Genomic DNA, 26103 nt, shown 5'->3' on the forward strand with positions numbered 1-26103 from the left:
GCGCAAAATAGTGGCAAACGTGAATGTTTGCCTTAAATGTAATGCTGGGTGATGGCGCCGTCTTCGGCGATGGCGATCCAGCCGCCGCGTGGAGGCGTGGATTCAGGTTCCCAGTCCGGCAGGACGTAGCGGCGGGTGCCGGCGACTTCATGCAGGGCAGGGCGGTGGGTGTGGCCGTGGATCATGATGGCGGTGCCGGTTTGCGCAAACACGTCGGCAATCGCTTCCGGCGTCACATCCATGATTTCGTAGGACTTTTCGGCGTGGCCTTGCTTACTCTGCTCGCGCAGGCCGGCAATGATCTGCTTGCGCTGCTCTAGCGGCATGGACAGGAATTGCTGCTGCCACGCTGGCTGGCGCACTTGCGCGCGGAAGGCCATGTATTTGACGTCTTGTGTGCACTGGGCGTCGCCGTGCAGCAGCACGATGCGCTGGCCGTAGGCGTCGATGACCCAGGTTTCGGGCAGCAGGGTCAGGCCCGCCGCGGTGGCGAACTGTTCGCCGACCAGGAAATCGCGGTTGCCCGCGATCCAGAATAGCTGCACGCCCGCGTCGCTCACGCGGCGCAGGGCGGTCACAATCTGCTGGTGGAAGGGCTCCGGCAGGTCATCATCACCCGCCCAATATTCAAAAATGTCGCCCAGCAGGTAGAGCTGCCTTGCACCCAGCGCATGTTCGTCGAGGAAGCGCAGGAAGGCTTCCGTCAGCACCGGCCGCGCCGGCTGCAAATGCAGGTCTGATACGAAGAGAATCAATTACGCTGCTTCGATCTTTTCGATGATGATGTCTTCCGCTGGCACGTCAGCGAACATGCCGGAACGGGTGGTCTTCACGCCTTTGATGGCGTCAACCACTTCGGTGCCTTCGGTAACTTTACCGAACACGGCGTAGCCCCAGCCGTCCTGGCCTGGGTAGTCCAGGAAGGAGTTGTTCTTCACGTTGATGAAGAACTGGGCCGATGCGGAGTGAGGAGCCGAGGTGCGGGCCATGGCCAGGGTGTATGGCTCGTTCTTCAGGCCGTTCTTGGCTTCGTTTTCCACGGTCTTGTCAGCGGGCTTCTGCTTCATGCCTGGCTCGAAACCGCCGCCCTGGATCATGAAACCATCGATCACGCGGTGGAAGATGGTGTTGTTGTAGTGGCCAGCATTCACGTAGTGCAGGAAGTTCTCAACAGTCTTAGGCGCTTTTTCGGCGTCCAGTTGGGCAACGATGGTGCCTTTGTTGGTGGTGATGGTGATGGTGGTCATCTTGTTGTCCTTTTGTGTTTCTAAAAAAGCGTTATTTTACAGGCTCCTGCACCGGAGCAGGAGTGGGCTCCTGAATCGGGGCCGGTTGCGCCGGCGGCGCGGGTTCGACAGCCGGGGCCGGGGCGACTGGCTCAGGAGGCGCTGGCGGCACGATCCGGTTCTTCAGGATGGTGGTCGATTTAATCACGACCGGGTGGACCGGGATGTTCTGGAAGCCCGGCTTGTCGTCCACCAGCAGGACCTTGATCTTGTCGACCGTTTCCTTACCCTGGATGACCTTGCCGAACACGGCGTAGCCGTGGCCCTTGGCGTTCGGGTAGTCCAGGCCGATATTGTCCACCACGTTGATGAACCATTGCGACTGGCCGGAGTCCGGCGAGTCGTGGCGCGCCATGGAGAGGGTGTAGGCCAGGTTGGACAGGCCGTTCTTTTCTTCGCTCTTGATGGTCGGACGCAGCGGCTGCTTGGTTTTCAGGTCGGCGGTATAGCCGCCGCCTTGCACCATGAAGCCGTTGATCACGCGGTGGAAAATGGTGTCCTTATAGAAGCCGCTCTTCACGTAGGCCAGGAAATTGGCGGTCGAGATCGGCGCTTTTTCCTGGTCCAGCTCGACAATGATTTCGCCCAGGTTGGTCTTGATCGACACTTGCGGGTTGTCGGCTGCCAGGGCGATGCCGGTGGCGGCCAGCAGGCTGCCGGTGACGATGCCGGCGGCGAAAGCAAACCAGGTTAACTTCTGCTTTATTGTTTTCTTCATAAGTTTTGATACTCGCGTGGTCGAAATTTTCAGTGCTATACTTCGGCAGACGTTCCATTCTAACAAAGTAGAACTATAACAAAGGGTGGGCTTATCCCCCTGTAACTCACCGAGCACCGGTGCGGCGCCCCAGGCGTTTCGCGCCCTTTGCCCGTTTACTTCTAGTCCGATGAGCAATTTAAAGATTTACAACACGCTGGCACGCGAAAAGCAGTCGTTCAAACCCATTGAGGCGGGCAAAGTCCGGATGTACGTCTGTGGCATGACCGTTTACGACTACTGCCACGTGGGCCACGGCCGCATGTTGATGGCGTTCGACGTCATCTACCGCTGGCTGAAGGCATCGGGCTACGAGGTGCGCTATGCGCGCAATATCACCGACATCGACGACAAGATCATCAAGCGCGCGGTCGAGAACAAGGAAACCATCGGCCAGCTGACCGGCCGCTTCATCCAATACATGGACGAAGATTGCCAGGCCCTGGGCATCCTGGAACCGACCGACGTGCCTAAAGCGACCCAATACGTGCCGCAAATGCTGGGCATTATTGAGAAGCTGGAAGCGAAAGACCTGGCCTACAAGGCGGCTGACGGCGACGTCAATTACGCCGTGCGCCAGTTCGAAGGCTACGGCAAGCTGTCCGGCAAGTCGCTGGACGACCTGCGCGCCGGCGAGCGCGTGGACGTCAACACCGGTAAGCGCGACCCGCTCGACTTCGTGCTGTGGAAGGCTGCCAAGGAATCCGAACCGGAAGAGGTGAAGTGGGATTCCAAGTGGGGCAAGGGCCGTCCGGGCTGGCACATCGAGTGCTCGGCGATGTCCTGCTCCCTGCTGGGCGAGACCTTCGACATCCACGGCGGCGGCGCCGACCTGCAGTTCCCGCACCACGAGAACGAAATCGCCCAGTCGGAAGGCGCGTCCGGCAAGACCCTGGCCAATTACTGGATCCACAACGGCTTCGTGCGCGTGGATGGCGAGAAGATGTCCAAATCCCTGGGCAATTTCTTTACCATCCGTGAAGTACTGAAGATGTTCGACGCCGAAGTGGTGCGCTTCTTCATCCTGCGCGCCCATTACCGCAGCCCGCTGAACTACTCCGACGTGCATCTGGAAGACGCGCGCGGTGCGCTGACCCGCCTGTACACCGCGCTGGACGGCGTGGAAGGCGACGGCCAGCCGCTGGACTGGAACGAAGAGAATGCCAAGCGCTTCGCCGAAGCGATGGACGACGACTTCAACACCCCGATCGCGGTGTCGGTGCTGTTCGACCTGGCGTCGGAAGTGAACAAGACCAAATCCCCAGTCGCCGTGCGCCAGCTGAAAGGCCTGGCCGCCGTCCTGGGCCTGCTGGAGCGCAGCCCGGAGGAATTCCGCAAGGCCGCCCCGAAAGGCGCAGCAGGCGAGGGCATGGACGAAGCAGCCATCGAGGCCGCCATTGCCAGCCGCGCCGCGGCCAAGAAGTCGCGCGACTTCGCCACTGCCGACAAGGTGCGTGCCGACCTGCTGGCAGCCGGCATCGTCCTCGAAGACAAGCCTGACGGCACCACCAACTGGCGCCGCGCGTAATGGTTCTAACCAGGGAAAACGGGGAACAGGCCCCGGTGCCACCGTATTGGGAGGAAGCCAAGGCGGAACTCATGAAGCGCGACCGCATCATGAACCGCCTGATCCCCCAATTCGGCGATCTGCACCTGGTTGGCCATGACGACCCGTTCATTACCCTGGCGCGCGCCATCGTCAACCAGCAGGTGACGACCCAGGTGGCCAATGCGGCCTGGGCCAAGCTGCTGGAAACTTGTCCAAAATTTACTCCGGCGGCGGTGCAAAAAGCCGGCGCCGCGACGCTGGCGGGCTGTGGCCTGTCCAAGCGCAAGGCCGAATACATCCTGGATTTGGCCGACCATTTCAAGAATAAGAAGGTCCACGCCGCCCAATGGGCGCAGATGGATGACGAGGCGGTGATCGCCGAACTGGTTCAGATCCGCGGCATTACGCGCTGGACAGCAGAGATGTTTTTGATATTTAATCTGCTCCGTCCCAATGTGCTGCCGCTGGACGACAGCCGTCTGATCGCTGGTATCAGCCACAACTATTTCTCGGGCGAGCCGGTGTCGCGCAGTGATGCGCGCGAGGTTTCCGCCAACTGGGAACCGTTCCGGACGGTCGCCACCTGGTATTTATGGCGTAGCCTGGACCCGGTTCCGGTAAAATAGCGCAAATTCTCACCGCACCCCGGCCAGAAGCAGGGTTGCAGTGGTAGCAAAACACTCGGAGGTACAATGATTAAAACGACTTTCCTCAATTTTGAGCAACCGATTGCGGAACTGGATTCCAAGATCGAAGAGCTGCGTTTCGTACAAGACGATTCGGCTGTCGACATTTCGGAGGAGATCGACCGCCTGGCCAAGAAGAGCCAACAGCTGACCAAAGACATCTACGCCAAGTTGACTCCTTGGCAAGTTTCCCAGATCGCCCGCCACCCACAGCGTCCATACACCATGGACTACGTGAACGAGATCTTCACCGACTTCCACGAGCTGCACGGCGACCGCACCTATGCGGACGACCAGTCCATCGTGGGCGGTTTCGCCCGTTTCAACGGCCAGCCATGCATGGTGATCGGCCACCAGAAGGGCCGCGATACCAAAGAGCGCGCGATGCGCAACTTCGGTATGCCGAAGCCGGAAGGCTACCGCAAGGCCATGCGCCTGATGAAGCTGGCCGAAAAGTTCAACCTGCCTATCTTCACCTTCGTTGACACCCCTGGCGCATTCCCAGGCATCGACGCGGAAGAGCGCGGCCAGTCGGAAGCGATCGGCCACAACCTGTACGTGATGGCGGAACTGAAAGTGCCGCTGATCGCCACCATCATCGGCGAAGGCGGCTCCGGCGGCGCGCTGGCGATTGCGGTGGGCGACTCCGTGCTGATGCTGCAATACGCGACCTACTCGGTGATTTCGCCGGAAGGCTGCGCATCGATCCTGTGGAAGACCTCCGAGCGCGCATCCGACGCGGCGGAAGCACTGGGCCTGACCGCGCACCGCCTGAAGGCCATCGGCCTGGTCGACAAGATCGTCAACGAGCCGCTGGGCGGCGCGCATCGCGATCCGAAGGAAATGGCCAAGCTGCTGAAGCGCGCACTGGCTGATTCCCTGCGCCAGTTCCAGGGTGTGAAGACCAAGGACCTGCTGGCAGCCCGCCACGAAAAGCTGATGGGCTACGGCAAGTTCAAAGAAACCACCTCCCAAGAGTAATGCGCCACCCCAGCGCCTCCCAGATTTTCGAGCAGGCGCTGTCCCAGGTTCCGCATGCTGCGGAACAATCCCTCGCCATCGCTTACAGCGGTGGCCTGGACAGCAGCGCCTTGTTGCACCTGGCTGCCGCCTATGCGGCTGCCAGCGGCCGCAGGGTGTTCGCCTTCCACATCCACCACGGTTTGAGCCCCAACGCAGACGCGTGGGAAGCGCATTGCCGCGCCGAATGCGCACGCCTTGGCGTGGACTTTGCCGTGCGCCGCGTCACGCTCGACGACCGCAGCGAAAACTCGGCCCGTAAAGCGCGCTACGCAGCACTGGGCGCGCTATGCGTCGAACACGGTGCCGCCCAGCTGCTTACCGCCCACCACCTGGACGACCAGGCGGAAACGATACTGCTGCAGCTGCTGCGCGGTTCCGGCCCCGCCGGCCTGTCCGGCATGGACACCTCCAACCGCGCCGCCGGCCTGCTCGGCACGGAAGATGTGCTGCTGGTGCGCCCGCTGCTCTCGGCCAGCCGCGCCCAGCTCGAAGACTATGTGCGCGAGCATGGCATCGCCCATATCGAGGACGAATCCAACGCCGACACCCGCTACGCCCGCAACGCCTTGCGGCACGAGGTGATGCCGCGCCTGGCCGCCGCCTTCCCCGGCTTCCAGGAACGCTTCGCCCGCAGCGCGCGCCACGCCCAGTCGGCGCAGCGCCTGCTGACCGAGCAGGCGGCGGAAGACCTGCATGCCTGCCTGGCGGGCGGCGAGGGCGGTCCACGCGATGCGCGCGCCAGCCTGGACATGGTGCGTGTGCGCGCGCTGAGCGCCGACCGCGTTTCCAACCTGCTGCGCCACTGGTTCACCGAGCGCGGCATCCGCCTGCCATCGTCAAACTGGCTGGCCGAGATGCAGGAACAGGCCCTGACCGCGCGCGACGACGCCAACCTGAAGGTGGTCCATCCCGACTGCGAAGTGCGACGCCACCGCGAGCGCCTGTACCTGGTGCCGCGCCGCGCCGAGGCGGACGCCGAGCTGCAGGAAAGCTTCCGCTGGAACGGCGAGACCCACATCGACTTCCCGCAATTCGGCGGCACCCTGCATTTCGAACTGGCCCCTCTCGGCCTCGACCCCGACTGGCTGCGCCAGCAAATGCTGACCATCGCCTTCCGCACCGGCGGCGCCAAGCTCAAGCCAGCCCGCAACCGCCCCACGCGCACCCTCAAGCAGCACTACCAAACGCTTGGCATCCCCGCCTGGGAGCGCGAACGCATGCCGATGATATCGATCCCCGGCCATACACTCTATGCGGGCGGGATCGGCATGGATTGCCATAAACTGACCCAAGGTCCAGATCATCGTTTGGTATTCCGCTGGGAAACCAAATAATTTTTGCCAACAAATGTCTATACATATGAACTTATGCCAAATAGGTATGAGTGTATGACCTTTTTGACTTGAGATTTTGCAGCGCAGCATGTAGAGTAAAGGGCTCCCTTTATCACATCAATGCGGAAAAATCAGCATGGCTTTAATCGTTCACAAGTACGGCGGCACGTCGATGGGCTCGACGGAACGCATCAAGAACGTCGCGCGTCGCGTCGCCAAGTGGCACGACGCAGGACACCAGGTGGTGGTAGTACCGTCGGCAATGTCCGGCGAAACCAACCGTCTGATTGCCCTGGCAAAGGAAATCCAGAACCCGCCAGACCCACGCGAATTGGACATGATCGCCTCCACCGGCGAGCAGGTGTCCGTGGGCCTGCTGTCGATGGCGCTGCAAGCCATTGGCAAGGACGCGATTTCCTACACCGGCTGGCAAGTAGCGATTAAAACCGATTCCGCCTTCACCAAAGCCCGCATCCAGTCGATCGAAGACGGCCGCGTGCGCGAAGACCTGGACAAGGGCCGCATCGTGATCATCACCGGCTTCCAGGGCGTGGACGAGAACGACAATATCGCCACCCTGGGCCGCGGCGGTTCCGATACTTCCGCTGTGGCGATTGCCGCCGCGCTGAAGGCCGACGAATGCCTGATCTACACCGATGTCGACGGCGTCTACACCACCGACCCGCGCGTGGTATCCGAAGCGCGCCGCCTGAAGGCGATTACGTTTGAAGAGATGCTGGAACTGGCTTCGCTGGGCTCCAAAGTCCTGCAAACCCGCTCGGTGGAATTCGCCGGCAACTACCGCGTACCGACCCGCGTGCTGTCCTCGCTGACCGATCCGCTGATGGATCTGGAAGAAGAAGCCAACTCGGGCACCCTGATTTCGTTTGAGGAAGATAAACACATGGAACAAGCAGTCATCTCCGGCATCGCCTTCAACCGCGACGAAGCCAAAATCACCGTGCTGGGCGTGCCAGACCGTCCAGGCATCGCTTACCACATCCTGGGCCCGGTCGCCGACGCCAACGTCGAAGTCGACATGATCATCCAGAACCAGGCGGTCGACGGCAAGACTGACTTCACCTTCACCGTGTCGCGCAACGACTACCAGAAGGCGATGGATGTGCTGCACAACGAAAAGGGCGAGATCGGCCACCACACCCTGGTTGGCGACGCCAAAGTGTCCAAGATCTCCGTGGTCGGCGTGGGCATGCGCTCGCACGTGGGCGTGGCATCGAAGATGTTCCAGACCCTGGCGGAAGAGGGCATCAACATCATGATGATCTCCACCTCCGAGATCAAGATTTCCGTGCTGATCGACGAGAAATACATGGAGCTGGCTGTGCGTGCACTGCACAAAGCCTTCGAACTGGAAAAAGCATAAATATTTCCAAAAAAGCCGCTGTATTACCCTTGACCAAAGCAGGGTCGGTCTTTAATATAGCGGTCGCGTTGACGCAGTAATGCACCAACGAGGAGGCGTGGCCGAGTGGCCGAAGGCACTTCCCTGCTAAGGAAGCATACGGGCAAAACCTGTATCGTGGGTTCGAATCCCACCGCCTCCGCCAGATTCAAGCAAAAAGCCCCGAGGGAACTCGGGGCTTTTTGTTTCTCAACGTTCAAAAGAAATATCTGGCAATCATGCCGGCCACACCAATGGCGATCGATACGGCGATCGTGGTTAACCATTGCCGGGTGCGCTTTGCTTCGGCACTGCGAGCTGCGGCTTCGGCGCGGCCCTCTGCAACGACACGCTCAATGCTCGCGCGGAGCTCTTTGAAATTCCGCTCATTTGCGGCGCGCTCGTCAGCCAATTTCTTGTCGAATTGCTCGCTCTGCCGATCTATTCGCTCTCTCAGCTTTTCGAAACCGTCTTCGACGTAAGTGCGAAGTCGCACCACCTCGTCATGAAGTAAATCAACGGATCGCTGCAAGCGCATTGTGCTTTCGCGCAGTGTTTCCACTTCGGCTTCCAGTTTGGTGATTCGTGTTTGGTCGTCCGTACGGCCTCCCCGTTGTCCTTTTGACTTTGGCCCATCGGGAAGGCTGCGGTTTTGATGTTAGGCAGGCGGCGGCCATAAAAGTTCAAATTTTTTATCGGAGAACCGGGCCTTCTGTTGTATAAACTCGTCCATACATTGCATTGGGGAGTGGGTGACGAGTGCGACGGTCGAGCTATTTTGCGTTGATGATCTTGGCTGCTATCGCCGGAGTTACGATGGGCTACCATTTGTATGCACATCCTGACGCGAGAGCTGAGAGTGGACAGCGCCCAGTTCCTTCCCGTGTTTTCAAACCGGACATTGAGGTACGCCAAAATGTGAGCGCGATCGATGCCGCGCCGACGGTGCAACGAATGCAGCTACAGTTTGAGACTGCCCCAAACTATGCAGCCTTCATTCAAGAGGCAATGCAAAGACCGGAGGAGGGCGGGCGCTTCTACGCGACACTGGCCTACATTAAGTGCCAGGAAATCGCTCCATTCAAATTCCCAGCGACCGATCACGATCCCCAGCGCGAGCACGCCCGTAAAGAAGTCCTGGAACTGAAGCAGCGATGCGCAGGCGTGGCAGCGCAGTTTCCGAGCGAAGTGACCTTTATGGCGGGAATCAAGCGTGCTAACAGCCGAGGGGCAGTGGACCCGCTGCTGCCGCCAGGAGGCCTGGCGCCGGCCAGCAGTCCTGATGCGGCGACCCAACATATTCAGCAAGCGGTGCGCAGCGGCTCTCCATACCTGCTTGCTGCGGCGTTGGAAATAAATGTGGAACATTATGCGGAATCGTTGTCGCCAGCATTCGCCGATGGCGCCAATCGCGAATTGCTGTTCCGCGCCGCTGCTGCCGCGAGTTGTGAGATAACTGGTACCTGTGCGAGTAATATCCGCGTGTTAGTGCCCTGTGCGACCGAGGGCGACTGCGATCATAGTGACTTGCGCGCTTTGCTGCGTGAGGATTTAGAGCCTGCGGCGCAAGAGCTCTTTGATCAGACGCGCAAGAAAATAATGAAAATTGGCTCGAACTAGGCGGCCGCAAGCCAGAAATTGCCCCTACCTGTCGCTCGCCTCGGTCCTCGACAAGTTCCCCGCTTGCTGGAAATAAATAACTGTATATAATCACAGTATTTTCAACAAGCCAACTTTGGGGCGGGATGATGGAAGATTTGGTGGAAGACGTGCTGGTGCAGGAAGATCGCCTGTGGCAGGGCAATGGTTGGACTGCGCGCGTGATCAAGAACGAAGACGATGACGGCTGGGCGGTGGCGATGGTGAAGGATGGCGAGGCGGAGCCCGCGCTGGTTGGGCCCTGGACCATGGGGCGCGACAAGAAGAACCCGAAGCCGCTCGACGTTGGCGCCTTCAACACCCTGGTCAAGACGGCTAACGAAGTAATCCGCCGCCATGAGCAGCAACTGCACGCGCAGCTGCACAAGAGCGTGCGTGTACACACCATCGGCGCGGCCTACATCACTGTCAACCTCGACATCACGCCGGATGAAGATGACCCCTACGCCACCCTGACGGCCTTCGATCCTTTCGGTGAGGAGCAGGCGCAAGTCCGCGTGGCGCCAAACTTCAAACTGAGCGTCGCCAGCGCGACGGCCTGGATGGAGTCGGGTTACCGCAAGCCTTCCGCAGCATGAGCGGCTTTGATGTCGCCCGTACTGCAACTGCATGGGCGAAGGGATGGAGCCTGACACGGGGCAAAGCCTCCCCCGTCAGCCAGCCATACGGCTGCAAGATCGCCCTTGGTCAGCCTGACCATTGCGAGCGCCACGTGGTGACGGGCGACGACGAGGATGTGCTTCGCGAGTTGGCGGGCACCATGCACATTCCCGGCACCTGGCTCAAAGTCTGCGCCCAACCGGAGAAAGTCGCGCCGCTCCTGCATCAGGGCTGGCAGCTCCAGGCGCCGGAATATTTGATGGCAGCGCCCCTGAAAATCGCGACTGCTGCGCCGCCGGAGGGCTATTGCCTGACTGTCTCCACCAATGGCGCAGTCACCGAAGTGGAGCTCAAGGATCAGTATGGGCAGCCGGCCGCCAAAGGCCGCGCTGCGCACCACGACGGCTTTGCGACTTTCGACCAGATCGTGACCGAGCCCGCGCATCAACGTAAAGGTCTTGGCCGCGTGGTGATGGCCGCGCTGTCCAACTACTCCATCGCCCAGGGCGCCGAAGTGGGCGTGCTGGTCGCGACAGAGCAGGGCCGCGCCCTCTACCAGGCAATCGGCTGGACCTTGGTGTCGCCGATGACAGCGGCCGTTGTCGTGTAAGGGGACTTTGTCCTACAACGAACGCGGGATCGCGCCGATAGCGGTGGGAGCAGGGCAGGCGCACCATGGCGGCATCCGAGTTGGAGGAGGATGCAATCATGGTCAGCAAGGAAAAGATCAATCCCGTTGCGCCCGACAGTTTGCAGGGCCGGGCGCCCGGTGTGGCGCCGGCCAATGCGCAGCGCGGCAGCGGATCGATGCAGCGCGATACGGCTGGCGTAGGTGAGCGGGGAGGCGTCGGCAGCCAGCAGACTGGCTGGGCGGCGCGGCAGTCGGCCGAGCGGGCGCGTGAGCGTGGCGCGGCGGCCGAGGCGGGCCGGACTGTTGACAGCATGCAGCAGGACCAGCACGCCGGCTCGCAGGAGTCGGCGACTGGCCCGGCCGGCAAGCGTCAGACCGACGAGGCGCGGCCCAAGCTTTCGCGGGCGCGTAAGTTGGACAAGTAGATATTGTCCTTCTCCAGCGCGCGGCCGGCGCTGACGGCATCGGCCCATACGCGGGTGGTCGCGACGGCTGCGAAGTTGGAGTGGAATACGACGCTGAAGGCGCGGTGGATTTCTTCCGCCGTGGCGCGGCCTGCTGCGTTTTCATACGGCAGCGACCCGGTGGCGTCGGACAGGTACTCCACGGTCAAGCCCATGTGCCAGGCCTCCAGGATGGTAGAGGCGTTGCAGTTGTGCGTCATGTAGCCGGCAATGGTGAGGGTGTCGATCGCATTGTCCTTCAGCCATTGCGCCAGACCGGTGCCGGTGAAGCTGCTGGCCACCTTCTTGTTGATGTGCAGGTCGGCGCCTTGCGCTGCGACTTCCGGATGCAATTGCCAGCCGTCGGAGCCGACCGCGAAGACCGGGGCTTCGGCGGGCGTGTCGTGCTGGACGACCACCACGGGAACGCCGCTTTCGCGCGCGGCCTTCATCGCCTGCACGATATTGGGCAGCGACTGCGCGGTCGGCGGGTATTCGATCGGCAGCTTGCCGGTGAAGTATTCGTTCTGGACGTCGATGACGATCAGTGCACGGCGTGGCATCTTGAGCTCCTTTGTGGTGGTTGATGGACGCCATTGTGCGTCCGCGCCGGTCCATGCGACAGTGGCCCGTAGGACGTCATTCGATATAATCGGGCCATGCGTAAAAAAGTGGCCATCATTGCCTTCGACGGCATTACTCCCTTCCACCTCTCGGTGCCATGCCTGGTATTTGGCGGCCCGCATGGGGAAACCATGTTCGATGTCACCGTCTGCTCGGCCGAGCGTGGGCCGATGCGGACCACGGCGGGTTTCGATATCGCCGCCCATAAGAGCCTGCGCGCGCTGGCGGGCGCCGACATCGTCATCATGCCGACCTGGCACGATGACTGCCGCCCGTCGCCGCCGGAGCTGCTCCAGGCGCTGCGGCGTGCGCACGCGCGGGGCGCCACCATTGTGGGGCTGTGCCTGGGTGCGTTCCCTGTGGCGGAGGCGGGGCTGCTTGATGGCCGCACGGTGACCACGCACTGGGCCTTCGCCGATCAGCTGGCGGCGCGGCGCCCGCAAGTGCGGGTCGACGAGGAGGTGCTGTATGTGGACGAGGGCGACGTGCTGACCTCCGCTGGTGCTGCGGCCAGCCTCGATTGCTCGCTTTACCTGCTGCGCAAGCTGGCGGGTGCGGACTACGCCAATCGGGTGGCGCGCCGCCTGCTGGTGGCGCCGCACCGTGAGGGCGGGCAGGCGCAGTTCATCGAGCGTCCGGTACCGGCCAGTGCCACCGAAGGACGGCTGGCGCAAGTGATGGAATGGGTACAGCATCGCCTGGCCGAGGAGCACAACCTCGATGCGTTGGCAGCGCGCGCCGCCATGAGCCGCCGCAATTTCACGCGCCACTTCCGACAAGCGACCGGCACCTCGTTCACCCAATGGCTGCTGAACCAGCGCCTCACCCATGCCCAGCGCATGCTGGAGACTACCGATGCGTCAATCGAGGCGGTGGCGCAGGCGGCTGGATTTGGCAGCGCCATTTCGCTGCGCCAGCACTTCCGCGCCAACGTCCACAGCTCGCCATCGGCGTACCGTGATAAATTCCAGTGCCCTAATTCTTAGGTCGCTTTATAATCGCCGCCACGATGAAAGCACGTGGCGCAATTTCCTTACTGACTTTGGCGCTGTCGCTACCGGTGGAAGCGGTGGAGCGGCAGAGCCTGGCCGCACGCATCTCTACGCAGCCGGTGGAAGTCCAGCTTGACGGAAAACTCGATGAGGCGGTGTGGGCGGATGCGCCGGTGAACGGGCGGTTCTATCAATACCAGCCGGAAGACGGGCGCAATGCCCCGGAGCACCTGCGCACCACCGTGCGGGTGCTGGTTGACCGCGACGCGCTGGTATTCGGCGTGCGTGCCTGGAACGGCGATCCCAAGACCCTGAACGGCACACTGGCCCGGCGCGACAAGGTTGACCGCGACCAGGACTTCATCGGCATCTGGATCGACCCCAGCGGCCATGGGCGTTCGGCGCAATTCGTGCGTGTGAACGTGGCCGGTGTCATGAGCGACGGCATCTACCGTGCCGATGAAGACGAGGACGATCTGGGCCCGGACTATCCAGTGGAAAGCGCGGTGCACCTGCTGCCCGACGGCTATTCGATGGAAGTGCGCTGGCCGCTTTCCAGCCTGCGTTTCCCCTACGGCGAAGGCAAGCCGTGGCGTGTGATGGTGGAGCGCAGCGTCCCGCATGCGGACGGGATGCTGTTGCTTAGTGCCCCGCTGAAGAAGGAGTCGCTGCACTTCATCGCCGAGATGGAGGAGCTGGAAGGTATCGCCAAAGTCTTGCCGGAAGTGCGGGACAAGCCCTATTGGGAACTGCGTCCCGAAATCACGCACCGCATTCGCGACGACTACAGCAAGGGCAGCAGCCAGACCAGCGTAGGCCTGGATATCAGCGCCCGCCCGCGCGCGGACTGGGTCTTCAACGCCACCTTGAACCCGGACTTTTCGCAAGTCGAGATCGACGCTCCAACCAGCAGCACCAGCCAGGTTGCCCTCAGCCTGCCGGAAAAACGGCCGTTCTTCCTGGAGAGTGCGGACGTATTGGGCATGCGCCTGCCGGCCTTCTACTCGCGTACCATCGCCGAACCGCGCTGGGGCATGCGCGCGACCTGGCGCGGCGCCGATGCGGATGCCACGGCCCTCAGCCTCAGCGACCGTGCGGGTGGGGTGGTGATGCGCGGTACGCCTTACGGAACGCAGGAGCATGTCAGCGCAAGCGACAGCAAAGTGACGCTGCTGCGCGCCCGCAGCCATGGGGAGCAGGTAGTGGCGGGGGCTTTCCTGTCCGACCGCGATTATGGGCAGGGCGGACGCAACACCGTGCTGGGCGTGGACGGGCAATGGCGTTTGCCTGCCAATGGCGATAGCCACACCCAGCTGGCATGGACGGCCATGGCGTCGCGCACCAGCGCGCAGTTCGGCGAGGATGGCGTGGCCCGGTCCGGCGCCGTGCGCGGCAGCGGCTATGGCTATAGCAGGTTGAATTACAGTTCGGACGATTGGTTCAATATCGCCCAGCTGGAAGTCGTCGGCAGCAACTTCGCCAACGATAACGGCTTCGTGCCGCAGGCGGGCATCGTCAAGGGCGATCTGGAGCTGAACCGCCGCATGGGCGCGCGCGACCTGGCGCTGTTCGATGCATACGAGACGGAGCTGCACCTTGGCCTGCGCGAGACGCGCACCTTGTCGAACGAAGTGGTGGAGCGCTGGGTGCGACCCGGCATCTGGCTGTTCGCCGGACGCCAGACCCGCTTCTGGGCCAAAGCCGGTTTCGACCAGCTGCGCGCGCATAGCGGCGGCAAGCTGCATCGCGTTCCGGCGGCGCATTTCGGCATCGAGAGCTCGCCATCAGCGCGCTTCGTCAAGCTGGAGGGCGAGCTGACACTGGGACGCCAGCTCGATACCGAGGCTGATGCGGTGGGGCAGGGCGGCAACCTGCAACTGGAAGCCAATTTGCGTTTCCCGCTCCCCGGCGGATGGAGCCTGGAGTCCGACCATCGCTGGAACCGCGCCTGGGTCAAGCATGACAAGCTGCAGGACTACAGCGATAGCGGCTGGCGCTGGGTCGGTACGCTGCACGCAACCCCGCGCGATGCCTTGCGGCTGATCGTGCAGAACACCGCCGCACAGCGCCAGGACCGCTTGCCGTATCTGCTGGAGCCGTGGGGCGAGCGCTACCAACACCGTTCCTTGCTGTACAAACGCACCACGCGCCACGACCGTATCGTTTCGGTCGGCGCCACCACCGACACCAACGGCGCCTTGCCCGGCGCCAGCAAGGGCCTGACACTCAAGGTCCAGTGGGGGATCTAGCCGGCGCGCTGGTTTGCGCGTTGCTTGTCCAGGTACATGGAGCGGTCGGCTACCGAGAGCACTTCCGCAACTGATTTGCCATCGGCCGGGAAGCAGGCATTGCCGATGCTGGCGTTCACGCGCAGCTGCTTGCCTTCCCACTTCAAGGCCTGGCCGATGCGCATGGACAGCGCCAGGCGCAGGCTGTGCAGGCGTTCGGTGCTGTCGTGCGCCAGCGGGATGGCGATCACAAATTCATCGCCGCCCAGCCTGGCCACCAGGTCCTCGCTGCGGATCAGGCCCATCATCTTGCGCGCCACTTCCACCAGCACCGCGTCGCCAGCCGCATGGCCGTGGAGATCGTTGATCGGCTTGAATCCATCCAGGTCGATGAACAGCAGGCCGACACTATTGCCGCCCAGTGTGGCGTTGGAAAACAGTTCATGGATGCGGCGTTCGAAACGCAGTCGGTTCGGCAGGCCGGTCAGGTGGTCATGTTCGGAGACGTGCTGCGAATGGCGCTGTTCGTTGCCGATTTCCTCCAGGTCCTTGCGCATCATGTGTTTCAGCAGGAACGCCTGGCGCGAGAATTTTTCGCGCGCCAGCATCGACAGCATGCCAATCAGGTTGGTGCTGATCAGGAAGAACATGATCGCCACCAGGGCGCTGCTTTCGGCGCGCAGGTGCAATTGCTGCCAGCCGATGGCAATCGCCGCATAAGCGGCGGTCAGCGATGTGCCGAGCAAGGCAGCAGCCAGCGGGGTGACATAGGTCCAGGTGTACAGGGCCGTGGTCACCAGGGTCAGGCCGGCGTAGTAGTGGGTCCAGGAGGCCTCGCCCGGCATCGAAGAAGCGATGATCACCTCGATGCCAATGCCCCACAATGCGTAAAGGCCAACCGTCAGCGCGTTGTAGTGGCGGGTAAACCAGCTGCGGTTGCGCCAGGCGCGCAGCAGGCATGCCAACGTTGCCAGGACCACCACCGTGCGCACGCTCCAGGCAAAACCTAGTGCGGTGGGCAGCGCCCATATATCCAGCACGCCGAACGAGATATACAACAACATGCAAAGCATGCAAGCCTGGCTGAACGAGCGGTACTTGGCCGGCACGATGTCCTGCTGGTAGCTCGCTTCCAGCGCTGGCGAAATGCCTGTCGCCGCAGCCGGCGCGGCGCCGGGCGAAGCGGCGAATTGGGAATTGAAAGATAAAGTGCGCACAGCCGATTCCTTGTCCGGAATGGTTGGCGAAGTCTTGGCCGGGATGAAAAAAGGCGCAGGTGTGGGGCGCGGGGAAGCGTCAGTATAACGCAGTCCCGCGCGGCTTGTGGTTGTTTAGAAGGAACGTGTCATGCTGACGGACAGGCTGCGGCCGCGGCCTGCGAAGTGCGATACCGGGTCCTTGTAGCTGACCGATTGTGGGTAGTAGCCGACGTACTGACGGTCGGTCAGGTTCTCGATGCCCACGCCGATTTTGCCCCACGGGCTGTCGTAGCTGCCCGCCAGGTCGACCAGGGTGTAGCCGTTGAAATGCTCTTCCAGGTTGGAGGTGCCAACGGTGCGGCCGATGTTGATGTCGCGGTCGAACAGCTTGGTCGCCTGCAGGCGCAGGTTCGCCTTCTGCATCCATTGCCAGTTGGCGCCGGCCACCAGCTTGTCCGGGCCTTGCGAACGGGCGCCCAGCTCCACATCCATTGGGGCGCCGGCGGTAGTGGCGGTCTTGCCCATGGTGCGGGCGAAGGAGCCGAAGGCCGACAGCTCGCGGCTGGCGCGCAGCTCGCCGGAGACTTCCCAGCCGCGCACCGTGGTCGGCACGCGATCGAGCTGGCCGATGCCGGCGGAATTGATGCGCAGCGCGGTGCCCAGCTTGGAGCGCGAGTCGTAGACGGACGCGCCAATATTGCCCATCGCACCACGCCAGTTCACGCCGATCTCGTTATTGCGCGTGATGACCGGTTCCATGTCGAACAGCGTTGCGACCGACTGGCCCGGGCGGTTCACGGCGCGCAGCACCAGGCCCACGTCGGGCAGGCCAAAGCCTTCGGCGCTGGAGATGAAGGCCGACCAGTTCCGGTTGAAGCGCCACACCGCGCCGAGGTTCTTCACGTTCTTGGTGAAGGAGCGTTCGCCGCCTTGCACCAAGCGGCTGCCGTAGGCGGCCAGGGTAGTGTAGGTGTCGACGTCCAGTTTGGCGTCTTCATGGCGCAGGCCGCCGCGCACGGTCAGCGGGCCGATTTCGTATTCGAACTGGCTGAATGGGGCGAGCGAGGTGAAGTCCAGGGTCGGCACCCAGGTGCGGCCGGTGCCGGCCAGCCATTGCTTGGTGCGGTCGCGCAGGACATCCAGGCCGGCGGTGAATTCCAGCCCGTTGATCACGAGGTTGGGGCGCACGTAGGTCAGCTTGGCGCCATATTTGTCGGCCACCACTTCGGACTGGTCGTACAGGGTGCCGGTGGGAGCGATCTTCACGTCCTGGAAGGTGGAGGTGTTGGTGGCGCCGTACAGCGAGGCGAAATCCTGCTTGAACAGCTGGGCGCTGAAGGAGCCGCCCGCCAGGTCGTTGTGGCGGTATTCCAGGCTGGTGGTTTCAACCTTGTTGCGCGGCGGGGCGCCGGGCGGCGTGCCAGGCGTGGCGCTGGTCGGGGTGCCGGTCGCGAAGTTGGCGTTGACCGGTTTGTAGTTCCCGTCGCCTTCCATGCGGAAGCGGTTGACGGTCAGCTGCAGGCGCTGGTCGCCGAAGTTCTTGCCGACTTTGAAGAACAGGTCCGTGCCTTCGGAATCCATGGTATCGCCTTGCACCGCTTCGATGCCGAGCGGGCGGCCCTTGCCGTCGTAGCCCAGGCCGCGCTGCTGGATGCTGCCGAAGGCCAGCAGGTCGAAGTCGCCGGACTTGTGCTGCAAGGTGTAGCCGGTCTTCCAATCCAGGCTGTCGTGGCGCAGCTGGGACGACAGGCGCACGTTCACGCTCTGGCTGGTGCCTTCGGCCTTGGGCGACTTGGTGATGTAGTTGACGATGCCGCCGGTGGCGCCCATGCCCTGCATGGCGGAGGCGCCGTTGATCACTTCCACGCGTTCGATGATGGCGGTATCGGCCACATAGCCTTCACGCATGCCGCCGCGCAGCGGATTGGTTTGCGGGACGCCGTCCAGCAGGATCAGGGTATTGCGGCCGCGCAGCGATTCGCCGGTGGAGCTCATTTTCTGGCGGCTCGGGGCGTAGCCGGGGATGTAGGTGGCCAGGGCGGCTGACGGATCGTCTGCCAGCAGATACTGGGTTTCCAGCTCGCGTTGCGAGATCACGCTGACGGCGCCGGGGATCTTGTCGACGCTTTTGCTATTGCGGGTTGCAGTAATGACCACTTCGCTGCTCTGGGCCAGCGCCGCGCTGCCGGACAGGGCCAGGCAGGCCAGCGCCACGGCGCGGGTGAGGGGATGCAGAGCGGTCATACAGTTACTCCTAAACAGAAAGATACAAAAGAAAGCAGCAATGATAATCATTCTCATTTATAATTTCAAACAGTTTATTGCTGAGCTTTAATAATGGTTACCGGCTTGCTGCGCGCTCGATTGCGCGACATCCACCTCTACGTGTCCCTGGTGTTCGGGGCGATCTTCGTCATGGCCGGCCTGACCGGCGTGGCGCTGGCGTGGATGCACGAACTCGATGCGGCGCTGAATCCCACGCTGTTGCATTCGCGCAGCGCGAACGCGCCCGCCCAGGCGCATGCGCCGACGCCGGCCCAGGTGCAGGCGGCATACGACAAGCTGGCCGCCGAGCCGGGCTACGGCAAGCCGTCGCAGCTGATGCTGCCATTCGCGGCGGACGATGTGTACGTGGCCTGGTACCGCCTGCCGGCCAAGGACAAGGGCGCCTTCGATACCGATGTTTCGCGCCAGGTCATGCTGGACCGCCACACGCTGGAAGTGCTGGGCGAGCGCAATTGGGGCGAGTTCGGCCTGAGCCGCCCGCTGCTGATGCCGTCGCTGTTCCACCTGCACCGCTACCTGTTCGCGGGCGAAGCCGGCAAGACCGTGATTGGCATCAGCGGCCTGCTGCTGACCATTACCTCGCTGCTTGGCCTGGCGCTGTGGTGGCCGAAAGCCACGCTGTCCAGCCTGCGCAAGTCCGTCACCGTGCGTGGCGCGCTGACTTCGCGCCAGTTCAATTACAGTTCGCACCGCGCGGTGGGTTTCTTCATGACGCCGGTGCTGGCGGTGCTGGGCTTTACCGGCCTGGCGATGAACTTGCCGGAGTGGGTGCGGCCGGTAGTGGGCGCGGTGGCGACGCTTGAATCGAATGCCAAGCCGGTCAATGGGCCGGCCGAGGGACGCCAGCCGATCAGCGTGCAGGCTGCGCTGGCGGCGGCGCAACAGCGCCTGCCGCAAGGCCGCCTGTCGCGCGTGAGCGTGGGTTCGGCCAAGGCGCCGTTTGAAATCCGCATGCGCCAGCCGGGCGAGATCCGCAAAGGCGACGGCAGTACCCGCGTCAGTGTCGATGCCTTCAGCGGCGCCGTGCTGCGCGTGCGCGATCCGCTCACGGCGGCCAACGGCGACACCTTCTTCAACTGGCAGTTCCCGCTGCACACCGGCGAGGCCTTCGGACTGGCCGGGCGGGTGCTGGTGTCGGTTTCCGGCCTGGCGCCGCTGCTGTTCATGGTCACCGGCCTGGTACTGTGGCTGGGGCGGCGCGCCATGCACCGCAAGGCGCGCGCTGCGGCGGCCCTGGCGGCTGCCGATCCCGCAACAAATCGGCAGCAAGCGGCTTAAAAAGTTGCCAAATGGTCACAAATCGGTCACACTGGAATCTGTGAGAATGTGTGAGATTTATTGGCTGTGGCACCATGAATGCGCTGAACCTTAATCCAGCCGTACTGCTGGAAATCATCAATCTTCAAACCGATATTGCCCGCCAGGGCCTGGACCTGGGCGGTGTGATGCAGCTGGTCTGCCAGCGCGCGGGCACCCTGTGCGGCGCCAATGCCGCCATCGTCGAACTGGCCGAAGGCAGCGACATGGTGTACCGCGCCACCGCCGGCCTGGCCGAGAATTCGCTGGGCCTGCGCCTGCGGCGCGATGGAAGCCTGTCCGGCCTGTGCGTGGCGCAAGACCAGATCCTGCGCTGCGACGATTCCGAAACCGACCCGCGCGTCGACCGCGAAGCTTGCCGCAAGGTGGGCCTGCGTTCCATGCTGGTGGTGCCGTTGCGCCACGAAGGCCAGAGCGTGGGCGTGCTGAAAGTGGGCGCGCCGCATGCCAATGCCTTTGACCAGCAGCAGGCACAAATCCTCGGCCTGCTGTCGGAGCTGATCGGCGCCGCCATCTACCACGCGGTGCAGTACGAATCGAGCGACCTGTATTACCGCGCGACGCACGACGCCCTGACCAGCCTCGCCAACCGCGCGCTGTTCTATGACCGCCTGCGCCAGCAGCTGGCCCAGGTCGGCCGCGGCACCGGCAGTGTGGCGGTGGTGAATATCGACATGGACGGCCTGAAGGCCATCAACGACAACCTGGGCCACCGCGCCGGCGATGCCGCCATCTGCCAGGTGGCCGAGCGCATTGCGCGCGAGCTGCGCCAGGAAGACCTGGCCGCACGACTGGGCGGCGACGAGTTCGGCGTGATCCTGTGCGGCGCCGTGGACCGCGATGGTGTGGGCCGCAAGTGCAGCTCGCTCAACCAGGTCATCGGCGCTCCATTCGAATTCGAAGGACGCCCGCTGCGCCTGGGCGCCAGCATCGGCTACGCGATCAGCCCGGAAGATGGGCACAATATGGACCAGCTGATCGACCTGGCCGACCAGGCCATGTACCGCGTAAAGCAAGCGCGCAAGGCGGTGGCAGCGTAGCTTGGCCGCAACGCCTGTTGGGTAATTGCACCGTAGGAAGGGAAATGCAACTACTATAGCTTTCAGGTCCAGTACAAACTGAAAGCGAGGGCGGAATGAAGCGCAGCTTCCTGTTAATCTTGTTGGCCGCAAGTTCGGTGCAGGCGCAGGAAGCACCGGCGCCAACGCTTACCACCACGGTGACGTTTGCCAGCCAGTATGTGTCGCGCGGTATCCGCCAGACCTGGGACAAGCCGGCCTTGCAACTGGGCGCCGATTACGTCCACCCGAGCGGCTTCGTGGCGGGCACCTGGGCTTCCAACGTCAGCGATAAATTCGTTGAGAAAGCCAAGCTGGAATGGGACCTGTATGCCGGCTACTCCGCCAGCGCCGGCGCGCTGGGCTACAGCGTCATCCTGTACCAGTATCTCTATCCCGGCGCCAAGGTCAGCGCCACCGACACCACCTTCAATTACACCGAACTTTCGCTCGGCCTGACCTACAAGGCGGCCTACGCCAAGTACAACTACACCGTCAGCCCGCACTTCTTCGGCATCACGCATGGGCGCGGCACCGGCTACCTGGACGTGGGGCTGAACCTTGACCTCGGCTCCGGCTACACGCTCAACCTGCATGCCGGCGATGCGCGTGTCGGCGGCGCCGGCAACGACATCTGGGACTGGCGCGACGTCAAGGCCGGCGTCACGCGCGCCTTCGATGGCGGCTGGTCGGTAGCGGCAGCCGTCACGCGCGGCTGGGGCGCCACCAGCGTCTACCGCGAATACACCAGCGGCGTGCCGGATGCCTCCGGCCGGCTGGCATACTCGAACACGGAGAAGGCCACCTTTGTCGTGACCGTAGCCAAGACTTTCTGAGGAGGGCCGCATGCTGTCGAAATTGTCGCTGAATGCGAAGATCTGCATTGCAGCCACCTTGCTGGTGGTCGTCAGCCTGGCTGTCACGTCGGCGGTGACCGGCATCAAGAGCAGCCGCACGGCGGAGAAGGATGCAATGGACCTGGCGCGCACCCAGGCCGCGGCGGCGGCATCGGCGCTGCAGGCGCGCATCGGGCGCAACCTGGCTACCATCCTGCAGCTGGGCGCCAGCCAGCGCGCCACGCGCGCCAGCGGCAAAGCCTTGTCGCGCGAACAGACCGGCGAAATCACCAAGGCGGCTTTGTTCAGTTCCGATGACCTGATCGGCGCCGCCGTGACGTGGGAACCCAATGCGCTGGACGGCAAGGATAGCGAGTATGCCGGCAAGCAGCCGGAGTACGACGACAGCGGGCGCTATATGCCGTACTACACGCGCGCGGCGGGCGGTGGCGTCAACATCGAGCCGATCGTGTTCGACCCCAAGCCGGGCGCCAACGACTGGTACGACATTCCCAAGCGCAGCGGCAAGGTGTTCTTCACCGAACCGTATTCCTATCCGGTCAACGGCAAGGACGTGCTGATGGCGTCGCTGGTGGCGCCGATCATGATCGAGGGTAAATTCCAGGGCACGGCCAGCGCCGACTTCATGCTGACGCGCCTGGGCGAAATCCTCAAAGACACCAAGTCGATTGAAGGCGGGCGCCTGTCGCTGGTATCGAACGGCGGCCTGTATGCCAGCAATCCGCGCGAGGCGCTGGTGGGCAAGCCGGCCGAAGACATCCCGAAAGAAGGCCTGGACAGCATCCGCGCCGGCAAAGCCTATGAGTACGAGGACAAGCAAGGCATGGCGCACCTGATCCAGCCGCTGGTGTTGCATCCGGATATCGCGCCGTGGGCGGTGAAGATGAGTTTCCCGCGTGCCGTGGCCACCGCTTCGGCGCGCGAGCTGCTGACCTACACCTTGCTGGTGTCGCTGCTGTGCGCGGTGGCCACCGGTTTCATCCTGGTGGCGGTGCTGTTCCGCCTGACGCAGCCGCTGCGCGAGCTGGGCGCCGCCATGTCGGGCCTGGCCAGCGGCAATGCCGACCTCAGTGCGCGGCTGGAAGTGCGCGGCAACGATGAACTGGCGGTGATCGGCAGCGGCTTCAACACCTTTGTCGCCAAGATCCATTCCGTGCTGGCGCGGGTGCGCGAATCGTCGGACAGCGTGGCCACGGCCAGCACCGAAATCCGGCAGGGCAATGCCGACCTGTCCGCGCGCACCGAGCAGCAAGCCAGCGCGCTGGAGGAAACCGCCGCAACGATGGAACAGCTGACCAGCACCGTCAAGCAGAACGCCGACAATGCGCGCCAGGCCAACCAGCTGGCGGCCAGCGCTTCCGACGTCGCTACGCGCGGCGGCGCAGTGGTGGCGCAGGTGGTCGATACCATGGCCTCGATCAACGAATCGTCGCGCAAGGTGGTGGATATCATTTCCGTGATCGACGGCATCGCGTTCCAGACCAATATCCTGGCGCTGAATGCGGCGGTGGAGGCGGCCCGCGCCGGCGAGCAGGGGCGCGGATTCGCGGTGGTGGCGAGCGAGGTGCGCAACCTGGCGCAGCGCAGCGCGGCGGCAGCCAAGGAGATCAAGGAGCTGATCGGCAATTCGGTGCAGCAGGTGGAGGCCGGCAGCGCCCTGGTGGCGCAGGCCGGCAGCACCATGGAGGAAGTGGTGGCCAGCGTGCGGCGCGTGACCGATATCGTGGCCGAGATCAGCGCCGCCAGCGGCGAGCAAAGCAATGGCATCGGCCAGGTCAACCAGGCGATCGGCCAGATGGATGGCGTCACCCAGCAGAATGCCGCGCTGGTGGAGCAGGCGGCGGCCGCCGCGGAAAGCCTGCAGCAGCAGGCTGCCACGCTGGTGGCGCTGGTCGGCGAATTCCGCCTGGCGCAGGGCACGCCCGAACGTGGCTTGGCCTTGCGCCAGTAAGCGTGCGAGCCGGTTTGCGGAGCGGTGCTAGTCTGGCGCTTTGCGGAAGGAGGGCGCCATGGTCCAGCAACAGTACCAAACCTGTATTGAAGCCTGTAACGATTGCGCGGCGGCTTGCGAACACTGCGCCGCCGCCTGCCTGCAGGAATCCGACGTGGCCAGCCTGGCCCATTGCATCGCCACCGATATCGACTGCGCCCAGGTGTGCCGCCTGTGTGTCAGCCTGATGCAGCGCGGCAGCAAGCTGGCCACCGACTTGTGCAATGCCTGCGCCGATGTCTGCGATGCCTGCGGCGATGAGTGCGCCCAGCACAGCCATGAGCATTGCCAGGATTGCGCCATCGCTTGCCGCCGCTGCGCCAGCGAGTGCCGCAGCATGGCCGGCATGGCGCAATCGCAGGTGCGCCCGGCCGGCATGCCGGCCGGCCATTGATCACATCCGGCTGGAGGGCCAGCTCGGTTTGCGTTCCGGCTTGGCCGCCGCGCCAAACTCGCGCACCGACAGCACGCGCTCGGCGCCCACGTGGTTGATGGCAAAGCCGTTGCGGCCCGCTGCTTTCACGCAGTACAAGGCCTGGTCGGCGGCCAGCATCACCTTGTCGACATCGGCCGGCAGCTCGGTGGTGACGGCAATGCCGATGCTGGCGCTGACGTTGAGCGGCTTGCCGTTCACATTGAAGGGCTGCTGCATGGCGGCCATCACCTTTTCTCCCAGCAGGTTGACGTCGTGGCCGGTGTCCAGGTGCTCGAACACGACCACGAATTCGTCGCCGGCGATGCGCGCCACGGTGTCGGTGCTGCGCACGGCCTGGCGCAGGCGGTCGGCGAACTGCACCAGCACGGCGTCGCCGGCCTGGTGGCCAAAGCTGTCGTTGATGAACTTGAAGTGGTCGATGTCGAGCACCGCCAGGCCGATCTGGTGGCCGCCGCGGATGGCGCGCTTCAGCGCCTGCGGGAAGAATTCGTCGAACATGCGGCGGTTGTGGGCGCCGGTCAGCGGATCGGTGGTGGCCAGCCGCTGCAGGTTGCGCTCGGCCACCTGCTGCTGGCGCGAAACCTGGTAGAAGGCGCGGCTCAACTGGCCGAATTCGTCCGGCCGCGTGGAATTGAACTGCTCGATGTCGGCTTCGTTGCGGCCGAAGGCGCGCACCTGGCCGTACAGCTGGTACAGGGGAGCGAGCAGCGAGCGCATGAGCAGCCAGCCCAGCAAGCCGGCCGCCAGCGCCACCATCGAGGCTGCGGCCAGGGCTTGCAGGCGCACGCTGGCCATCGAGGCGAACACTTCGCGGATGGGGAACACCGCTGCAATGGTCCAGTCGGCTTGGCGCAGGCGCTTGTGGGCCAGCAGCACGTCCTGGCCGGCATCGCGCGCATCATCGCGCCAGCCGTCGGGGCTGGACAGGATGGTATGGGCCAGGCTGCCTGCGCCGGCATCGCGCGTCAGCACGCGGCTGGCGTCCGGGTGGTGCACCACGGTGCCGTCGGCGGTCACGATGAGCAGGTAGCCCGAGTTGCTGCCGCGCAGGGCGTTGAGCTGGCCGGCAAAGGCCGGGCGCTGCAGATCGATGGTCCCCACCAGCACATAGTCGAGCGTGCCGTGGCGGCCCATCACCGGCTGGGTCAGCGCCACCACCGGGCGGCCCGACAGCACGCTGCGGAAGGGGGCGGAGACAATGCCTTCCTGCGCCGCCAGCGTGTCGCGGAAATACTGGCGGCCGCTGGCATTGAGCTTGCCGACCATGCGGCGGTCCTGCAGGTTGGCGATCAGCTGGCCGTTCAGGTCGAGCGCGGAAACATTGGCAAACTCATCACGCAAAGCGCTGCGCTGTTCGAGTTGCTGCTGCACTTTGCCGTGCGGCGCCGGTTCGGCCTGCAGGCTCTCGGCCAGGGCGCGCAAGACTTGCTGCTTGGAAGTGATGTCGCGGTCGAGGTAGGCGGCGGCACTGGACAGCATGGCCATTTCCTGGCTGCCGATCACCTGGCGCATTTCGCGTTCGGCTACCAGCAGCGAGGTGCCACCCACCAGTACGGTGGCGAGCATGACCATCAGCACCAGCAGGGCCGTGATCTTGAATTTGAACGTCTGGTGTTTAGGGATGCGGCGCATAACCATCTCCAGCAGGAGAAAGCAGGCGAAGGTTTGGCCAGTGGGGAAAATTGCGCAGGTGTCAGGCGCATGCGCAGTATAAATCATTTTCGCCGCAATAATCGTTGCTTTATG

At 63.4% G+C, this 26103-nt stretch carries 24 protein-coding genes and 1 tRNA gene; 17 read left to right on the forward strand and 8 right to left on the reverse strand.

The window, feature by feature from the left end:
• Positions 1 to 32 precede the first annotated feature (32 nt).
• From AAHE99_RS15390 to AAHE99_RS15400, 3 genes are read right to left on the reverse strand one after another with little or no spacing between them, the layout of a single operon-like run.
• The gene (locus tag AAHE99_RS15390; RefSeq protein ID WP_342118226.1) at positions 33 to 755 is read right to left on the reverse strand and encodes a UDP-2,3-diacylglucosamine diphosphatase; all 723 of its coding nucleotides are present in this window, start codon (positions 753 to 755) and stop codon (positions 33 to 35) included.
• Complete coding sequence (locus AAHE99_RS15395; RefSeq protein ID WP_342118227.1) at positions 756 to 1247, reverse strand: peptidylprolyl isomerase; 492 nt, start codon at positions 1245 to 1247, stop codon at positions 756 to 758.
• Positions 1248 to 1278: 31 nt separating this feature from the next.
• Positions 1279 to 2004, reverse strand: coding sequence for a peptidylprolyl isomerase (locus tag AAHE99_RS15400; protein WP_342118229.1), 726 nt, complete (start codon positions 2002 to 2004; stop codon positions 1279 to 1281).
• Between the two features lie 169 nt (positions 2005 to 2173).
• Here AAHE99_RS15400 and cysS point away from each other — a divergent pair, with 169 nt between their 5' ends.
• The 6 genes from cysS to AAHE99_RS15430 all read left to right on the forward strand — a co-directional run bounded on the left by cysS (position 2174) and on the right by AAHE99_RS15430 (position 8203).
• Complete coding sequence (cysS, locus tag AAHE99_RS15405) at positions 2174 to 3571, forward strand: cysteine--tRNA ligase (protein ID WP_342118230.1); 1398 nt, start codon at positions 2174 to 2176, stop codon at positions 3569 to 3571.
• 71 nt (positions 3572 to 3642) lie between these two features.
• The gene (locus AAHE99_RS15410) at positions 3643 to 4218 is read left to right on the forward strand and encodes a DNA-3-methyladenine glycosylase family protein (protein ID WP_446728932.1); all 576 of its coding nucleotides are present in this window, start codon (positions 3643 to 3645) and stop codon (positions 4216 to 4218) included.
• A gap of 66 nt (positions 4219 to 4284) precedes the next feature.
• On the forward strand, positions 4285 to 5259 hold the full coding sequence (locus AAHE99_RS15415; RefSeq protein ID WP_342118232.1) for an acetyl-CoA carboxylase carboxyltransferase subunit alpha: 975 nt from the start codon (positions 4285 to 4287) through the stop codon (positions 5257 to 5259).
• On the forward strand, positions 5259 to 6635 hold the full coding sequence (gene tilS / locus AAHE99_RS15420) for a tRNA lysidine(34) synthetase TilS (protein ID WP_342118233.1): 1377 nt from the start codon (positions 5259 to 5261) through the stop codon (positions 6633 to 6635). The genes AAHE99_RS15415 and tilS overlap by 1 nt, the downstream gene beginning before the upstream one ends.
• Before the next feature lie 136 nt (positions 6636 to 6771).
• Complete coding sequence (locus AAHE99_RS15425; protein WP_342118234.1) at positions 6772 to 8019, forward strand: aspartate kinase; 1248 nt, start codon at positions 6772 to 6774, stop codon at positions 8017 to 8019.
• Positions 8020 to 8110: 91 nt separating this feature from the next.
• A tRNA-Ser gene (locus AAHE99_RS15430) sits at positions 8111 to 8203 on the forward strand.
• 51 nt (positions 8204 to 8254) lie between these two features.
• Here AAHE99_RS15430 and AAHE99_RS15435 read toward each other — a convergent pair.
• On the reverse strand, positions 8255 to 8599 hold the full coding sequence (locus tag AAHE99_RS15435) for a hypothetical protein (protein WP_342118235.1): 345 nt from the start codon (positions 8597 to 8599) through the stop codon (positions 8255 to 8257).
• Between the two features lie 254 nt (positions 8600 to 8853).
• Between AAHE99_RS15435 and AAHE99_RS15440 the strand changes: the two genes are divergently transcribed.
• The 4 genes from AAHE99_RS15440 (at position 8854) to AAHE99_RS15455 (ending at position 11352) form a co-directional block, all read left to right on the forward strand.
• A complete protein-coding gene (locus AAHE99_RS15440) occupies positions 8854 to 9657 on the forward strand; it encodes a hypothetical protein (protein WP_342118236.1) in 804 nt (267 codons plus the stop codon).
• 125 nt (positions 9658 to 9782) lie between these two features.
• Positions 9783 to 10274 (forward strand): hypothetical protein, encoded by a 492-nt coding sequence (locus AAHE99_RS15445; protein WP_342118237.1) that lies wholly within the window; start codon positions 9783 to 9785, stop codon positions 10272 to 10274.
• Positions 10271 to 10906, forward strand: coding sequence for a GNAT family N-acetyltransferase (locus AAHE99_RS15450; RefSeq protein WP_342118238.1), 636 nt, complete (start codon positions 10271 to 10273; stop codon positions 10904 to 10906). The genes AAHE99_RS15445 and AAHE99_RS15450 overlap by 4 nt, the downstream gene beginning before the upstream one ends.
• A gap of 80 nt (positions 10907 to 10986) precedes the next feature.
• Entirely contained in the window at positions 10987 to 11352 is a 366-nt protein-coding gene (locus tag AAHE99_RS15455) for a hypothetical protein (protein ID WP_342118239.1), read from the forward strand.
• On the opposite strand, the gene AAHE99_RS15460 is transcribed toward AAHE99_RS15455, so the two are convergent.
• Positions 11298 to 11933 (reverse strand): cysteine hydrolase family protein, encoded by a 636-nt coding sequence (locus AAHE99_RS15460; protein ID WP_342118240.1) that lies wholly within the window; start codon positions 11931 to 11933, stop codon positions 11298 to 11300. The genes AAHE99_RS15455 and AAHE99_RS15460 overlap by 55 nt on opposite strands.
• 96 nt (positions 11934 to 12029) lie before the next feature.
• Between AAHE99_RS15460 and AAHE99_RS15465 the strand changes: the two genes are divergently transcribed.
• Together AAHE99_RS15465 and AAHE99_RS15470 are read left to right on the forward strand one after the other, a co-directional pair.
• Positions 12030 to 12980 (forward strand): GlxA family transcriptional regulator, encoded by a 951-nt coding sequence (locus AAHE99_RS15465; protein WP_342118241.1) that lies wholly within the window; start codon positions 12030 to 12032, stop codon positions 12978 to 12980.
• Positions 12981 to 13003: 23 nt separating this feature from the next.
• Positions 13004 to 15235 carry a carbohydrate binding family 9 domain-containing protein gene (locus AAHE99_RS15470; RefSeq protein WP_342118242.1) on the forward strand — a complete coding sequence of 744 codons (2232 nt, stop codon included), beginning with the start codon at positions 13004 to 13006 and terminating at the stop codon, positions 15233 to 15235.
• Here AAHE99_RS15470 and AAHE99_RS15475 read toward each other — a convergent pair.
• Positions 15232 to 16431 carry a GGDEF domain-containing protein gene (locus tag AAHE99_RS15475; protein WP_342118243.1) on the reverse strand — a complete coding sequence of 400 codons (1200 nt, stop codon included), beginning with the start codon at positions 16429 to 16431 and terminating at the stop codon, positions 15232 to 15234. The two genes, AAHE99_RS15470 and AAHE99_RS15475, sit on opposite strands and share 4 nt — an antisense overlap.
• 114 nt (positions 16432 to 16545) lie before the next feature.
• Positions 16546 to 18657 carry a TonB-dependent receptor gene (locus AAHE99_RS15480; protein ID WP_342118244.1) on the reverse strand — a complete coding sequence of 704 codons (2112 nt, stop codon included), beginning with the start codon at positions 18655 to 18657 and terminating at the stop codon, positions 16546 to 16548.
• Between the two features lie 93 nt (positions 18658 to 18750).
• Between AAHE99_RS15480 and AAHE99_RS15485 the strand changes: the two genes are divergently transcribed.
• The 5 genes from AAHE99_RS15485 to AAHE99_RS15505 all read left to right on the forward strand — a co-directional run bounded on the left by AAHE99_RS15485 (position 18751) and on the right by AAHE99_RS15505 (position 24315).
• The gene (locus AAHE99_RS15485) at positions 18751 to 19977 is read left to right on the forward strand and encodes a PepSY-associated TM helix domain-containing protein (protein WP_342118245.1); all 1227 of its coding nucleotides are present in this window, start codon (positions 18751 to 18753) and stop codon (positions 19975 to 19977) included.
• 74 nt (positions 19978 to 20051) lie between these two features.
• Positions 20052 to 21056 carry a sensor domain-containing diguanylate cyclase gene (locus tag AAHE99_RS15490; RefSeq protein ID WP_342118246.1) on the forward strand — a complete coding sequence of 335 codons (1005 nt, stop codon included), beginning with the start codon at positions 20052 to 20054 and terminating at the stop codon, positions 21054 to 21056.
• 95 nt (positions 21057 to 21151) lie between these two features.
• Positions 21152 to 21910, forward strand: a complete 759-nt coding sequence (locus tag AAHE99_RS15495) for a TorF family putative porin (protein WP_342118247.1) — start codon at positions 21152 to 21154, stop codon at positions 21908 to 21910.
• A 10-nt stretch (positions 21911 to 21920) separates the two neighbouring features.
• Positions 21921 to 23882 carry a methyl-accepting chemotaxis protein gene (locus AAHE99_RS15500; RefSeq protein ID WP_342118248.1) on the forward strand — a complete coding sequence of 654 codons (1962 nt, stop codon included), beginning with the start codon at positions 21921 to 21923 and terminating at the stop codon, positions 23880 to 23882.
• A 58-nt stretch (positions 23883 to 23940) separates the two neighbouring features.
• Positions 23941 to 24315 (forward strand): four-helix bundle copper-binding protein, encoded by a 375-nt coding sequence (locus AAHE99_RS15505; protein ID WP_342118249.1) that lies wholly within the window; start codon positions 23941 to 23943, stop codon positions 24313 to 24315.
• On the opposite strand, the gene AAHE99_RS15510 is transcribed toward AAHE99_RS15505, so the two are convergent.
• Entirely contained in the window at positions 24316 to 25989 is a 1674-nt protein-coding gene (locus tag AAHE99_RS15510; RefSeq protein ID WP_342118250.1) for a sensor domain-containing diguanylate cyclase, read from the reverse strand.
• Between the last annotated feature and the right edge of the window lie 114 nt (positions 25990 to 26103).

Source organism: Pseudoduganella sp. OTU4001 (genome assembly GCF_038440195.1).
In the GTDB taxonomy this organism is placed as follows: Bacteria; Pseudomonadota; Gammaproteobacteria; order Burkholderiales; family Burkholderiaceae_D; genus Rugamonas.

What these genes read in the sequence shown, in the direction of transcription:
- AAHE99_RS15395 (WP_342118227.1), bottom strand. Translation starts at nt 1,247, where the DNA reads ATGACCACCATCACCATCACCACCAACAAAGGCACCATCGTTGCCCAA.
- AAHE99_RS15400 (WP_342118229.1), bottom strand. Translation starts at nt 2,004, where the DNA reads ATGAAGAAAACAATAAAGCAGAAGTTAACCTGGTTTGCTTTCGCCGCC.
- cysS (WP_342118230.1), top strand. Translation starts at nt 2,174, where the DNA reads ATGAGCAATTTAAAGATTTACAACACGCTGGCACGCGAAAAGCAGTCG.
- AAHE99_RS15410 (WP_446728932.1), top strand. Translation starts at nt 3,643, where the DNA reads ATGAAGCGCGACCGCATCATGAACCGCCTGATCCCCCAATTCGGCGAT.
- AAHE99_RS15415 (WP_342118232.1), top strand. Translation starts at nt 4,285, where the DNA reads ATGATTAAAACGACTTTCCTCAATTTTGAGCAACCGATTGCGGAACTG.
- tilS (WP_342118233.1), top strand. Translation starts at nt 5,259, where the DNA reads ATGCGCCACCCCAGCGCCTCCCAGATTTTCGAGCAGGCGCTGTCCCAG.
- AAHE99_RS15425 (WP_342118234.1), top strand. Translation starts at nt 6,772, where the DNA reads ATGGCTTTAATCGTTCACAAGTACGGCGGCACGTCGATGGGCTCGACG.
- AAHE99_RS15440 (WP_342118236.1), top strand. Translation starts at nt 8,854, where the DNA reads ATGGGCTACCATTTGTATGCACATCCTGACGCGAGAGCTGAGAGTGGA.
- AAHE99_RS15445 (WP_342118237.1), top strand. Translation starts at nt 9,783, where the DNA reads ATGATGGAAGATTTGGTGGAAGACGTGCTGGTGCAGGAAGATCGCCTG.
- AAHE99_RS15450 (WP_342118238.1), top strand. Translation starts at nt 10,271, where the DNA reads ATGAGCGGCTTTGATGTCGCCCGTACTGCAACTGCATGGGCGAAGGGA.
- AAHE99_RS15460 (WP_342118240.1), bottom strand. Translation starts at nt 11,933, where the DNA reads ATGCCACGCCGTGCACTGATCGTCATCGACGTCCAGAACGAATACTTC.
- AAHE99_RS15465 (WP_342118241.1), top strand. Translation starts at nt 12,030, where the DNA reads ATGCGTAAAAAAGTGGCCATCATTGCCTTCGACGGCATTACTCCCTTC.
- AAHE99_RS15470 (WP_342118242.1), top strand. Translation starts at nt 13,004, where the DNA reads ATGAAAGCACGTGGCGCAATTTCCTTACTGACTTTGGCGCTGTCGCTA.
- AAHE99_RS15480 (WP_342118244.1), bottom strand. Translation starts at nt 18,657, where the DNA reads ATGACCGCTCTGCATCCCCTCACCCGCGCCGTGGCGCTGGCCTGCCTG.
- AAHE99_RS15485 (WP_342118245.1), top strand. Translation starts at nt 18,751, where the DNA reads ATGGTTACCGGCTTGCTGCGCGCTCGATTGCGCGACATCCACCTCTAC.
- AAHE99_RS15490 (WP_342118246.1), top strand. Translation starts at nt 20,052, where the DNA reads ATGAATGCGCTGAACCTTAATCCAGCCGTACTGCTGGAAATCATCAAT.
- AAHE99_RS15495 (WP_342118247.1), top strand. Translation starts at nt 21,152, where the DNA reads ATGAAGCGCAGCTTCCTGTTAATCTTGTTGGCCGCAAGTTCGGTGCAG.
- AAHE99_RS15500 (WP_342118248.1), top strand. Translation starts at nt 21,921, where the DNA reads ATGCTGTCGAAATTGTCGCTGAATGCGAAGATCTGCATTGCAGCCACC.
- AAHE99_RS15505 (WP_342118249.1), top strand. Translation starts at nt 23,941, where the DNA reads ATGGTCCAGCAACAGTACCAAACCTGTATTGAAGCCTGTAACGATTGC.
- AAHE99_RS15510 (WP_342118250.1), bottom strand. Translation starts at nt 25,989, where the DNA reads ATGCGCCGCATCCCTAAACACCAGACGTTCAAATTCAAGATCACGGCC.